Origin of the sequence: Synechococcus sp. WC101, assembly GCF_047461555.1 — a bacterium.
GTDB lineage: Bacteria > Cyanobacteriota > Cyanobacteriia > Thermostichales > Thermostichaceae > Thermostichus.
This window is the reverse complement of the sequence record NZ_JANSHG010000060.1, coordinates 1-12,993: the sequence shown is the minus strand read 5'-3', so window position 1 is coordinate 12,993 and position 12,993 is coordinate 1. Positions and strand designations below refer to the sequence as shown.

The following is a 12,993-nucleotide window of genomic DNA, read 5'->3' as shown; positions in this document are numbered from 1 at the left end:
ATCATGAAGACCCAGCCTTACATTGAAGTGGATCATGTCGACAAGGAATTTCTCCTCGACAACGGAGAGGTCTATCCTGTCCTGAAAGACATCCACTTGGAGATCCAAAAGGGGGAATTTGTCTCGTTGATCGGCCACTCTGGCTGTGGCAAATCGACCCTGCTCAACATCATTGCTGGCCTGGAAAAGCCTTCCCGAGGGGGCATTCTCCTGGAGGGCCGACAGGTTACGGATCCCGGCCCGGATCGCATGGTGGTGTTTCAGAACTATTCCCTGCTGCCCTGGCTGACCGTGCGGGAGAACGTTGCCCTGGCTGTGGACGAGGTGCTGGGATCCCTTCCCAAAGCGGAGCGGGACCGAATTGTGGCAGAACACATTCGCCGTGTGGGGTTGCAGGGGGCAGCCGATAAACGCCCGGCGCATCTGTCAGGGGGGATGAGACAGCGGGTGGCCATTGCCCGAGCCTTGGCCATTCGTCCGCGAGTGCTGCTGTTGGATGAGCCTTTTGGCGCTCTGGATGCCTTGACGCGCGGCAGCCTACAGGAGCAACTGATGGAGATTGCCCAGGCGGAGCAGCTCACCTGTGTCATGGTTACCCACGATGTGGATGAGGCCCTCTTGCTTTCGGATCGGGTGGTGATGATGACCCAGGGCCCCGCTGCCCGCATTGGCCAGATTTTGCGGATCCCTTTTCCTCGGCCCCGCCATCGTTTGGAAGTGGTGCGTCACCCCGACTACTACAGCCTGCGGGGAGAGATGATCTACTTTCTCAACCAGCAAAAGCGGGCTCGCCAGAAAACGCCTGTTCGCGTGGCCATTGCCAAACACGGCCTGGAGAAGGTCAATTTGGAGATTGGCTTTGTGCCCCTCAACGACTGCGCGCCTCTGGTGGTGGCCCAGCAAAAGGGCCTGTTTCAAAAGTACGGCCTGGAGCAGGTCACCCTGGTGCGGGAGCCAGGCTGGAAGACCATCTGGGAAGGGATCCGCTCCGGTCGGCTGGACGCGGCTATGGTGGTGGCCGGGATCCCGTTGGCTTCCACCTTGGGAGTAGGGGGAGTTCCGGTGCCTTTGATTACCGCGCTAACCCTCTCCCGCGGCGGCAACGCCATTACCTTTGGGCGCAGACTTTTGGAGCGAGGCGTTCAAAGCCTGGCGGATTTTCGCCAATACCTCAACCACACCCCCGACACAGTCCACACCCTGGGAGTGGTTCATCCGGCTTCCATGCAAAACTTCCTGTTGCGGCACTGGCTGGCCGGTGGGGGGGTGGATCCGGATCGGGACGTTACGTTGACGGTGATCCCACCCCCGCAGATGGTGGCCCATCTCAAGGCCGACAACATCGACGGCTACTGCGTCGGCGAGCCCTGGAACTCCCGCGCTGTGCGGGAACAGTTGGGATTTATCGTCACCACCACTCCCGAAATCTTGCCCAGCCACATTGAAAAAGTGCTGACAGTGCGCCAGGATTGGGCGCAAAACTACCCCCGCACCCATGTAGCTCTGGTCAAGGCACTACTGGAAGCTTGCCAATACTGCGATCAGCCGCAGCACCGCCCTGAGATCCTGGAGTGGCTGGCCCAGCCCCAGCATGTGGGAGCGGCCCTGGAGGATCTGCAGCCGGGGTGGAGGGGCATCCTGCAGCGGGGAATTGCCGATGAATCCCAAGCCCTCACCGGTTTTCACCAGTTTGCCAACGGGCGCAACACCTGTCCGGAAAGATTGGAACACCTCTGGATCTTGACGCAAATGGCTCGCTGGGGACTCTGCGCTTTTCCCCGCAATTGGGTTTCGGTTCTCGACCAAGTTTTGGACAGCGAAACCTACGCCCTAGCCGCCAGAGAACTGGGCCTTCCGGATTGGGCCCACGACCGCGGAGCTTTACTCTTTGGCGATGGATCCCGCTTTGACGGAGAGGATCCCGTTGCTTACCTGGAGTCGGTGGCCATCCGGCAGGATCTGAAGCTGCAGGAGTACCAGCTCAGCGAAGTTTAGCTTTTGTTACCTTAAACTCTCGATTGGAAAACACCATGATGACCAGCTCCCGCACGTTCTCCTCACCGCTATCTTCTGCTTCTCCGGTTGCAGGACTGCCCCTTCTTTGTCTTCAGAATGTGGGCAAAACCTACTTTACCTCAGCCGGATCCTTTGTTGCGCTGGAAAATGTCAATTTGGAAGTGGCTGCCGGTGAGTTTGTTTGCATTATTGGCCACTCCGGTTGCGGCAAATCCACCTTGATCAACATGGTGGCTGGGTTTTCCACCCCCACTTCGGGATCCATTACCCTCAAGGGCCAGCCCATCACCTCCCCAGGGCCGGATCGGATGATGGTGTTTCAACATTATTCCCTTTTGCCCTGGCTAACGGCTTTTGAAAATGTTTATCTGGTGGTGGATCAGGTTTACCCAAACAAATCCCGGCGGGAGAAAAGGGAAATCGTTGAAGAACACCTAGAATTGGTAGGTTTAGCAGAGGCAGCCCACAAGCGGCCCAAGCAGCTTTCTGGAGGCATGAAGCAAAGGGTTGCCATTGCCCGTGCTCTTGCCGTTCGTCCGCAAGTTTTGCTCTTGGATGAGCCTTTTGGGGCCTTGGATGCCATTACCAAGGAAGATCTACAAGATGAGCTGCTGGCCATTTGGCGGGATCACCGCTGCACAGTTTTGATGATTACCCACGACATCGACGAGGCTCTCTACTTGTCAGACCGTGTGGTGATGATGACCAACGGCCCCGCTGCCCATATTGGTGAGATCTTGACCATTCCCTTTGAGCGACCGCGCATCCGCTCCCGCATTATGGAAATGCCTGAGTTCTACGAATTGCGTAACCGCGCCCTTGACTTCCTCTATCGCCGCTTTGCCCATGGAGGGGATTGAGCTAGGGTTCAAAATACTTGGAGAGGGAAGTTGATGGCCGCTGCTCCGGTTCAGGTAGTTCCAACCGATCTCCCAATGGAGGAGCGGGTCTCTAGCTTGCCCAAAACCCTTGCCGACTATCTGGCCAATCCGGTTGCCCAAACCAAATGGGTAGATGGCTACATTGTGGAGAAAGTGGGGCAAACCTTAGGGCATGCCAAGATCCAAACCCGACTTCTCTTCCGTTGGCTCGGTTATGTTGAATGTCAGCCATTGGGGGGTATGGTTTTGGTGAAGGCTCCCGGCCAAACCAAAGGCGGAGTCAGAAGACCTGATGCTGCCTACTCATCTCCAGATTTAATCCAGCAATTTGGAGAGGATATTGCCACGCTGCTGCAGAGCTATCCTCTGGTTGAGGAGATCTTCTCTCCAACCGACTGTGGAGAAGATATTTTCCTAAAAGCCCAAGAGTATCTCAGCTCCGATGTACTGGAAGTCTGGCTGATTTTTCCCAGAAGCAAATACGTTTTTATCCAAACTCAAGATGGCCATCTTTGGCTAGCTGAACAGGACACTGACAAGAGCTAGGTTGTATTACCTGGCTTGGAGATCCAAGTTGCCGCTCTTCTCAGCTAAGGGATCCAAAATGCGAGAGAATTGGGCGTTTAATAGGGATCCCCACTCATGGTGACCGCGATGGAGTCGGAAAAAGCTGTCATCAAAACCCTATGTCCCTATTGCGGTGTGGGATGTGGATTGGAGGCGGTTTCGACAGCCTCAGGTGACTGGAAAATGAGAGGCGACTGGGATCATCCTTCCAGCTTGGGGATGGTCTGTGTAAAGGGGGCCACGATCCTGGAGGCAGTTGGTCGGGATCGGCTGCTCTATCCCCTGTTTCGGGAGAGCTTGGATCAGCCCTTTCGCCGCATTTCTTGGGATCAGGCTTTTGAGGAGATGGTTTCTCGGCTGCGCTGCCTCAAAGACAACCCTCACTCCATGGCTATGTATGGATCGGGGCAGTTGCTCACTGAAGACTATTACGTTGCTCAAAAGCTCATTAAGGGCTGCCTGGGCACCAATAATTTTGACACCAACTCGCGCCTGTGCATGTCCTCAGCTGTCTCAGCCTACACCCAATCCCTGGGATCCGACGGCCCCCCCTGCTGCTACGAGGATCTCGATCTCTGCAATCTGGCTTTTCTGGTGGGCACCAACACCGCCGAGTGCCACCCCATTCTTTTTAATCGCTTGAAGAAGCGGCACAGGACCGGATCCCCCCTCAAAATGGTGGTCGTGGATCCCCGGCGCACTCAGACAGCAGAAGCTGCCGATCTCCACTTAAAAATTCGCCCCGGTACGGATATCGATCTTTTCAATGGGATTGCCCATTTGTTGTTAAAGTGGGGATCAATGGCTACCGATTTTATCGAGGGCTGCACCCAAGGTTTTGCCGAATATGCAGCTTTGCTGGCCGATTATGAGCCGCAGATTGTAGCCCAGCGCTGTGGAATTGCAACTGAGGACTTGATTGAAGCGGCCAAGCTCTGGCAGGGATCCCAAAGGGTTCTCTCCCTTTGGTCGATGGGCCTAAACCAGTCCAGCGAGGGCACCGCCAAGATCACCAGCTTAATCAACCTGCATCTCCTGACCGGGCAAATTGGCCGACCGGGGACCGGCCCCTTTTCCTTGACCGGCCAGCCCAATGCCATGGGTGGTCGAGAGGCGGGGGGGTTATCTCATCTGCTGCCGGGATATCGGCTGGTGAGCCAGCCCCAGCATCGGGCAGAGGTGGAGCAGGCTTGGGGTTTGCCCGGCGGCTCCATCTCCCCCCACCCAGGACTGAGGGCCACCGAGATGATTGCCGCTCTGGAGACGGGATCCCTGCAGTTCTTCTGGATTGTGGCCACTAATCCTTTGGTGAGCTTTCCGGATCTGGAACGGGTCAAAAAAGCCCTGAAAAAGTCTCCCTTTACCGTTTACCAAGAGGCTTATTACCCTACAGAAACGGCAGAATATGCCCATTTGCTTTTGCCCGCCTGCCAGTGGAGCGAGAAAACCGGGGTGATGACCAACTCCGAGCGCAGGGTTACCCTTTGTCAAGCCTTTCGAGACCCCCCTGGCGAAGCCCGACCCGATTGGGAGATCTTCGCTGAAGTGGGGCGCAGGTTGGGCTTTGAAGCGCAATTTTCCTTCCAAACCGCGGCAGAGGTTTATGCAGAATTTGCCGCCCTTACCGCAAATCGCCTCTGCGATCACTCCGGCCTCAGCCATGCCCTTTTGGCAGAACAAGGCCCTCAGCAATGGCCTTATCCCAAAGAAAGAACCTCGGCCCCTAAGTCCACTCGCCTCTACACAGATTGGCGTTTCCCGACCCCCAATGGCCGCGCCCGCTTTATCCCCCACCCTTCCCGTGGCTTGGCGGAGCCACCCAACCCTCAGTTCCCTTACGTGTTAACTACGGGCAGGCTATACGGCCATTGGCACACCCAAACCCGTACCGGCAGGATTGAAAAAATCAAGCACATGCACCCCCAACCCTTTATGGAGATCCATCCTCGCGATGCGGAAAAGCTGGGCCTCCAAGATGGGGATTGGGTTCAGGTGCGTTCTGCCCGCGGGCGGGCCTATTTCCCGGCAAAGATAACTGCCAACATCGCCCCTGGAACAGTGTTTGTGCCCATGCACTGGGGATCCCTCTGGGCAGAACAAGCCGAGTGTAATGCCCTTACCCATGACATCAGTTGTCCCGATTCCGGCCAGCCGGAATTAAAAGCCTGTGCCGTTGCTCTTGAGAAAGCCGACCCACCGCTCAAGCAATCCCCTCAACTCTAGATTTGGTTCCTAATCGAGGTTCCCATGACTCTGTTTCAGTTTGAGCAAGATTTTGCCGACTCTCTGCGATGCATCCCCATGACCTTGCGCCTAAAGCTGGATTTGTGCGGGATCAAGCTCAAGCTCCATCAATGGGCCAAGTTTTCCTTAGAAGAGCGGCGGAAGTGTGTTGATTGGCCCTCTGAATCTCCTCAAGATCTACAAGAGTTCCGCAGCTATCTACGTCAGTTGGTCCGCTCCATCTGCCACGAAGAGGTGCAAGAGATTCCCATTGATCCCCAGCCTGAATGGCAAAATCCGCACCAGATCCCGATGGCTGTCCAACAAAAAGCTCAAGACCTGGGGATCCAGCTTACTCTTGATTTCTGGAAGAATCTGCAGGACATCCAGAAATTTGCCCTGCTTAAGTTAAGCCGATCCCATCACGAAAACAAAAATTTCTTGCCCGCTCTGCGAGAGTTTGGCGTAAACTACCCGGCTCCGACCGCTAAGCGGTACGGAGCGGGCTTTCAGTAGCCCTGAGCCTGTTCTGCTCTACCAGAGAACAAAACAAGCCCGAACCTCTAGGCTGGTTTACGACAGCCCCCAAGAGCGCAATCACATTCGCACCATTCAAATCCGCATCCCCTTCCCATCCACAGTGCCCACACTTGAACGACTTGCCACTGCGGTAGGATTGCGCAGGGTCGGGATGGATATGCAAACACTTGTGGCAGGTCTGCGACGTGTAGGCGGGCGGCACAAGAATCAGAGAAACCCCTGCAACCCTCGCCTTGTACTCCAGAAACTGACGTAGTTGGTAGAACGCCCAACTGTTGGCCCTACGCCGCTCGGCTTTGCTGCGTGGCTGTTGATTGACCCTTTCCCGGATCCCTGTTAGGTCTTCCAGAGCAATAGCGCTGTTGGTAGCTTTTGCCCTAGAGACAATAGCTTTGGAGATGCGATGATTGACCCACGTTTGAAAGCGTCTCTCCTTGCCAGACAGCCGTTGCAACAGTTCTCTGCATCTGCGCCGCGAACTGCGTGTGCCCTTACTGGCTTTGCGTTGGAGTACCGCCCTCAACCGGGAGTAGTGGTCGCGGACTTTGTTCAACTGCTGTCCATTCCAGTTGTCCCCCTCTGACGTATGGGCAATATCTGTCCTTCCAAAGTCCACCCCGAGCACCTTGTCGGTATCTTGTTGCTTGGGTGGTTTTTTCTCTACGCAAATCTGGATGTAGTAGGAGCCATCCTTCCGCTGGACTAGGGTGGCCGATTTGGGGTTGGAACCAGCCAGCATTCCCCTCTGGTAGTTACCAATGGCTAGCTCAAAGCGTTCTCTCCCTTCAACCGTGGTCAGCGACACCGTCCAGTCTTTTTGACGGAACGAGAAGATACGTGCGTCGTAGGTAACGAACCTACGCTTGAACTCTTTAACCGGACGGTTGCGCTGTCTCGCCACTTTGCGAGCGCCTGCCACCCGTCTGCACACCTGTTGAGCCAAGTTACTGGACAAGCCAAACCGGGCGCGAATCTCGTAGTAGCAAAGGGATTGCAGTTTGACCGCGTTGACAATCTTCTCCGGCGTGTTCTGGTTGACCCAGTTCAAGGCTTGGCCAAAAGCCTCCATCGTCGCGTCCAATTTGGCGGCTTGCGACTGGGACGCCTTGAGCTTACAGGAGACGGTCAGGACTTGGCTCATGAGTTCATTGTACTTCATCAAAGCGCATTCCTCCCGGCACTGACCCTACGGGTACAGTGCGGGGCTCCTGCGATTTCTAGCTGAATCTATTTGAGAGAGATAGTCTCCTCTGCCATGCGCTGCCCCAGACGACCACCCCCAACCCCTCTTCCACCCTGGGAGAGGAAATGCCTGCTCTAGGGGATCCGGGTCCGCAACAGTTCAAGTGGGCTAATGGGGGATCCCCCTCGAGAGGGGAGAGACTCAGCTCAGCAATATCCGTGCCTAGTCAAAGCAGAGGGCTATTGTTAAGGAATCTAAAGTAAAGTTGAGCTTTTGATATCACTGTTGCCGTCTTGTTACCGAAAGCGCTATCGTCTAAGCATCAAAGCTTTTTTCAAAGCTGCTTTATGGGCCCTGGAGGAGCGACCCCTCTGGGGCTTCTTCCATCCGGCTGCAGCTGAGAGGGCAAGGGATGGCTTTATGGGGTAGGGATCACTCCTCGGCGGACGGCAGGCCCCAGGGCGTGGCTGCCGATGTCAGAACGATAGTAGGCCTTGGGAAACTGCACTTGCTCCACAGCTGCGTAGGCTTGGCGCAGGGCCTCGGATAGGGTTGCCCCTTGGCCGGTAAGACAGAGAACGCGCCCGCCATCGCTCAGGAGCTGCTTGCCTGCCTGGCGGGTACCCGCATGAAACACCAACGCCCCCGTGGTGGCAGCTGCATCCAAGCCGGAGATGGGGATCCCTCGCTCGTAGGCATCGGGATAGCCTGGGGCTGCCATCACCACGCAGGCGGCATAGCCGGGTTTCCATTTGAGCTGGATTTGGGCCAGCCGTCCTTCTATACAGGCCAGCAGCACCTCGTCCAAAGGGTTTTCCAGCAAGGGCAGGATGACCTGAGCTTCGGGATCCCCAAAGCGGCAGTTGTACTCCAACACATAGGGATCCCCACTGGGCGTGATCATCAAACCGGCATAGATCACCCCCTGGTAGCGGATGCCCCGCCGTTGCAAAGCCTCCAGGGTGGGATCCAGGATCTGGGTTTGGATGCGGGCCAACCCTTCTGGAGTGACCAGGTGATCCGCAGGGGCATGAGCTCCCATGCCGCCGGTGTTGGGGCCAGTATCGCCCTCGCCAAGGCGCTTGTAGTCCTGGGCAGGTGGCAGCGGCACACAGATCTGGCCATCGGTTAGAGCCAAAACCGACACCTCCTGGCCGGGGATAAACTCCTCAATCAGCACCTGATCGCCCGGCTTGGCCAGGGCTGCTTCCAGGGCTTGCACGGCTTCTTCCCGGTTTTGGGCAACGGTTACCCCCTTGCCGGCAGCCAGTCCGTCTTTTTTGATGACCACTGGGAAACTCTGGGAGTCGAGATAGGCCACAGCGGCAGATAGCTCAGCAAAGCCGGTAGCGCGAGCAGTCGGGATCCCCGCCTCTTGCATCAATTGCTTAGCCCAGAGCTTGCTTCCCTCCAGTTGGGCGGCGGCGCGACTGGGGCCAAAAATGGGCAGCCCCGCTGCCTGAAAGGCGTCCACAATTCCCTCCACCAGGGGCAGCTCCGGCCCCACCACCGTCAGGCGGATCCCCTGCACGGTAGCAAATCGCACCAGCCCCTCGATGTCGGTGGCCGCCAAAGCCACCGATTGGCAGCGGGGCATCTGCTGGGCGCCGCCGTTGCCAGGTGCCCAGTAGACCCGAGTAATCTGGGGAGACTGCAGCAGCTTCCAGGCCAGAGCGTGTTCCCGTCCCCCGGAGCCGATGACCAAAGCCTGCATTGTGCTATCTCACTTTGTAAACGCCTTGTAAACGCCGCTTGGTTATTTTGGGATCCTTCCCGAACATTCCCCATTAGACCATGTTCCCAAGGGGTTTCAGAGGATCCAGGCTAGTTTGACCTCAGGGGACGGCCCCGCCAAGTCCAGTTGCGCCCGCTGGTGGTGCGGATGGCAGAAGCCAAGATGATAGCCGCCGTCACCCAGCCTCCCACCGCCGTCAGCCACCAGTAGCGCAGGGGCAGGTGGGCCCAACGCCACAGAAGCAGGCGGATGACCCCTTGGCCCAGGATCCCGGCCAGGCTGGCCGCCAAGACCTGCAGGGATCCGGTGGCCAAGGCCAAGATCAACCCCAGCCAAGGCAAGCTGCAGAGGCCCAAGACCGTGACCATTGCCAACACGGCCAAGGCCCAGTTGCGCTCCAGGCCCAGGAACCAGTTTTTCGTCCACCCTTCCCAGAGGGCGGCCCCATTGGCGTACATGCGGCTGCGCACCCGCGGCCCCCCCAGGCAGATCTGCAGGCCGAGGCCGGCCGCTTTGATGCGCTGTCCCAGCGCCACATCCTCGATGACCACCTCGGCCACGCCGGCGTGTCCGCCCACTTGCTCGTAGGCGGAGCGGCGAAACAGCATGAACGGCCCGAAGGCAAAGGCCTTGGGACGCTTGGGATCATTCACGGCGGCAAAGTCGTAGCCTGCCGCCAAGATGACCATCATGATGGGCTGCACCAGCCACTCGGCCAGGCAGCCGCACACCAACTGCGGCCCCACGCTTACCAGGCCGCTGCCGCTTGCCAGCAAATGTCCTAAGGCGGCTTCGATGGCTCCACTTTCCAGCCGCACGTCGCAGTCGAGAAAGAGCAGGTAGTCGGGGGGATCAGGCTGGGCGGCTAGGGCGGCAACGGCTTGGGCACAGGCCCAGTTTTTGCCCACCCAGGTCTGGCCTTGGGGGCGGGGATCCCCTTTGAGCAGGTGCAGCCGCGGATCCTGTCGCTTGGCGGCCAGTCCCTGGGCCAGCTCCCAGGTGGCATCGGTGGAGTCGTCGTCCACCAGCCACACTTGCAAGGGGGCGGCGGTGCTGTCCAGGATGCTGCTCAGGCAGCCCACCACGTTCTCCGCTTCGTTGTAGGCGGGCACGATCACCGCCAGCCGCTCCATGGCCGCTGCCACTGCTGCCGCTTGCTCCGGCGAGGGATCCCTCAGCCAGGGGGAGGCCCGCAGCGCCCGCCACAGCCGCAGCGCCACCAACGCAATAGCCAGGGCCGTCGGCGCCAACACCCCCGCCAGGATCTCCGGGATCCCCACACTTGCTTCCCTCGCTTAGATACGAACGGCTTTGCCCATGCCCTGGCCCTAGGATCTCCCAATCCTCTAAGCAGACAGCGCCCCTTCTACGATATCGCTGTAGGGGCGGGGAAAGATCAGCCAAACCTGGCTTTGCGTTTCCACCAAAGCCCGCACCAGCGGCGAGAGCTGGGCAATTTCTGCGTAGCCGTCTTCGGTTTTGAGCTGGATCCCTTGGTCGTAAAAGCTGTAGCCCTGGACGTGGGCGGAGCGGATTCCCAGATAGCTTTCTGGATCCAAGCCATCTCGCTGCATCTTCTGGCTTAGAGTTGCCACCAGCTCTTGGCGTCGCTCGGCTGGCAAGCGGGTGAGGTTGCGGGCTTTGAACAGATCCCGCTCCAGGTAGCGCCGCGCCAGATCCGCCAAGATGGGATCCTTCCCCACCATAGCCCAAAAGCGGAAAGGGTAGCTGAACATCACATCGTCAGCGGCTAGGTAGAGGGGCAAAGGCAGCTCGAAGGGATCCCCCTTTTGCGCCGCCAGCGCGGCCCAGCACCAGGCGCTCAGGATGGGATCCAACTCGATCTCCCCCTTTTGCAAAAGGATCTGGGCCCGCTTGAAGAGGCGATCCAAAATGAAGCGGGCGCAGAGGCTCTTGGGGTGCTGGTAGACCTGGGTGTACATGAAGTAGCGCACCACCAGGTAATGTTCGATGGCTCCCAGGCCTTTGCGGGCGGGAATGGAGAGGGATCCCGTCTCCGGGTCGTAGTCCAACACCGTGAGGATGCGATCCAGATCCAGGTGGCCGTATTGGGCGCCGGTGAGCAGGCTGTCGCGCATGAGGTAATCAAAACGGTCGCAGTCCAGTTGGCTGGCAATGAGCTGCCCCACCAGCGGCAGGGGGAAGCGTTTCTGCCACACCTGCTCCAGTTGAGCGGGCAGTTGCGGGTCGAACTCCGCCAGAAGAGTCGCCACCTGGGGATCCTCGCGTACAATGCGGGCCGTCCAGACCTCATGGCGGCAGCCAAAAATCTCCTCCCCTGCATGGCTAAAAGGAGGGTGCCCAATGTCGTGCAGCAGGGCGGCAACCAGGGTAACGGCGCGGTAGGGGCGCAGCTCCGGGTAGCGGCGGGCCAACTTGTCGAGCAGCCGCCGCGTAACCTGCAGCACCCCCACCGAGTGGGTAAAGCGGGATCCCTCGGCCCCGTGGAAGGTCAAAAAAGCGGTGTCCAACTGGCGGATGCGGCGCAGGCGTTGGAAGGCCGGTGTGTCGATGAGGCGAATCAGCAGCGCCTCAACCGGATCCCCGCCATCCAGGCTGATGGCGCCGTGCAGGGGATCGTGGTAGGTGCGGGACTTGCAAAAGCGCAGCGCCATACTCCCACCATACTCGCTGATTGGCCGATCTTTGGTTAGCCTGTCTGGGGGGCTTCCCGCCCCGCCCGACCCCTGCCCAGTCTTTCCAAAGCTACCCCCTTGCACCTGCTTTCTTTGCCGACAGATGCAAGCGTCCAGATACCGAAAAAACCGACCTCCAGACCCTCAGACGGCTGGGCTGCTCCTCCTCTCAATCCTAATTTTGCTGCTCGGATCAGGGCTAGCCGCCTGTTCTGCCGCTTCGAAATCCCCTCTGCCTGCTGTGCCCGGCCCACCCGCCCTCACCCGCTACGTTGCCCTGGGAGCCAGCGATGCCGTCGGCTTCAACGCCTCCATCTCCTGCGATGGCCCGGCCAACGCGGCCGGCACCCGTCCGCAGCGCTCAGAACCCCTGGACTGCCCCAATGGAACGGGGTATGTCCCTCGCCTGGCCCGCCTGCTGCCCGGCCCGGTGGAGCTCATCAACTTGGGCCGCTCGGGAGCGGTGCTCAGCCCGGCCATGCAAGCCCTGCGGGAAGGGATCCCGGCCAACCTGCTCCAGGATCAAGTGCCGCGCATCCCTCCCAATGCTGACCTAATCACCATCTGGGTGGGCGGCAACGACACCAACGCCATTGTTTTTGCCGCCGCCCAACGGGCCCTGCAGGGGGAGGATCCCTTGCCCTTTGTCGAGCGCCAGATCCAACAATTTGCCGCCGACTACCAAACCCTGCTGCAGGCGGTGCACGCCCGCGCCCCCCAAGCCCGCCTGGCAGTGGCCAACCTGCCCAACTTTGCCCTGATCCCCTTGGGCCAGCAGCAGCCCAGCAGCCTGCGCCGACTGCTGGCTCTGGTCTCCGTCGGCCTCAGCCAACGGGCCATCAACCCCTTGAGCCAGCAAGGGATCCCGGTGGTGGACTTGCTCTGCGATCCCCGCTCCTACCGCCGCGAATCCTTCTTTCCCGGCCCGCTGGCCGACGGCTTCCACCCCAACGACCGGGGCTACGCCGACCTGGCCGAGGCCTTCCTGAGAGCCCTGCAGCAGCCCGTTCCGCCCCAAAACCGCTGCCCGCCCTCTAGCGACGTGGGATCCCTTTCTCCCGAAGCGTTGGCCGCCCTTGGCAAGGCAGAGCTCTCTTCCAGCAGCTTTCCGGCAGCAGAGCTCAACCCCCCCGGCCCAGGGAAGAAGGAGGAGACCTGAGCGCCAGCCACCCGGTCTTACGAAGCCGCCAC

10 protein-coding genes are annotated in these 12,993 nt (G+C 59.1%); 6 read left to right on the top strand and 4 right to left on the bottom strand.

Going from position 1 to position 12,993, the window contains the following annotated elements; all coding sequences use genetic code 11:
• The first annotated feature begins 3 nt into the window (after positions 1-3).
• From NW809_RS05850 to NW809_RS05830, 5 genes are all read left to right on the top strand, one after another.
• Positions 4-1,995 carry a nitrate ABC transporter ATP-binding protein gene (locus NW809_RS05850; protein ID WP_414401719.1) on the top strand — a complete coding sequence of 664 codons (1,992 nt, stop codon included), beginning with the start codon at positions 4-6 and terminating at the stop codon, positions 1,993-1,995.
• Between the two features lie 38 nt (positions 1,996-2,033).
• Entirely contained in the window at positions 2,034-2,876 is an 843-nt protein-coding gene (locus NW809_RS05845) for an ABC transporter ATP-binding protein (protein WP_414401718.1), read from the top strand.
• Between the two features lie 96 nt (positions 2,877-2,972).
• Positions 2,973-3,443: a Uma2 family endonuclease gene (locus NW809_RS05840; RefSeq protein WP_414401715.1), complete on the top strand. Its 471-nt coding sequence runs from the start codon at positions 2,973-2,975 to the stop codon at positions 3,441-3,443.
• 108 nt (positions 3,444-3,551) lie between these two features.
• Positions 3,552-5,687: a molybdopterin oxidoreductase family protein gene (locus NW809_RS05835; protein WP_414401717.1), complete on the top strand. Its 2,136-nt coding sequence runs from the start codon at positions 3,552-3,554 to the stop codon at positions 5,685-5,687.
• Positions 5,688-5,711: 24 nt separating this feature from the next.
• Entirely contained in the window at positions 5,712-6,203 is a 492-nt protein-coding gene (locus tag NW809_RS05830; protein WP_414401714.1) for a nitrate reductase associated protein, read from the top strand.
• Here NW809_RS05830 and NW809_RS05825 read toward each other — a convergent pair.
• From NW809_RS05825 to NW809_RS05810, 4 genes are all read right to left on the bottom strand, one after another.
• On the bottom strand, positions 6,175-7,368 hold the full coding sequence (locus NW809_RS05825; RefSeq protein ID WP_414401716.1) for an RNA-guided endonuclease InsQ/TnpB family protein: 1,194 nt from the start codon (positions 7,366-7,368) through the stop codon (positions 6,175-6,177). The two genes, NW809_RS05830 and NW809_RS05825, sit on opposite strands and share 29 nt — an antisense overlap.
• Positions 7,369-7,828: 460 nt before the next feature.
• Positions 7,829-9,124 carry a phosphoribosylamine--glycine ligase gene (gene purD, locus NW809_RS05820; protein WP_414401713.1) on the bottom strand — a complete coding sequence of 432 codons (1,296 nt, stop codon included), beginning with the start codon at positions 9,122-9,124 and terminating at the stop codon, positions 7,829-7,831.
• Between the two features lie 110 nt (positions 9,125-9,234).
• Positions 9,235-10,425, bottom strand: a complete 1,191-nt coding sequence (locus tag NW809_RS05815; protein WP_414401712.1) for a glycosyltransferase — start codon at positions 10,423-10,425, stop codon at positions 9,235-9,237.
• A gap of 66 nt (positions 10,426-10,491) precedes the next feature.
• On the bottom strand, positions 10,492-11,781 hold the full coding sequence (locus NW809_RS05810; RefSeq protein ID WP_011429522.1) for an HD domain-containing protein: 1,290 nt from the start codon (positions 11,779-11,781) through the stop codon (positions 10,492-10,494).
• Between the two features lie 262 nt (positions 11,782-12,043).
• Here NW809_RS05810 and NW809_RS05805 point away from each other — a divergent pair, with 262 nt between their 5' ends.
• Positions 12,044-12,961 carry an SGNH/GDSL hydrolase family protein gene (locus NW809_RS05805; protein WP_414401711.1) on the top strand — a complete coding sequence of 306 codons (918 nt, stop codon included), beginning with the start codon at positions 12,044-12,046 and terminating at the stop codon, positions 12,959-12,961.
• Positions 12,962-12,993: the final 32 nt, after the last annotated feature.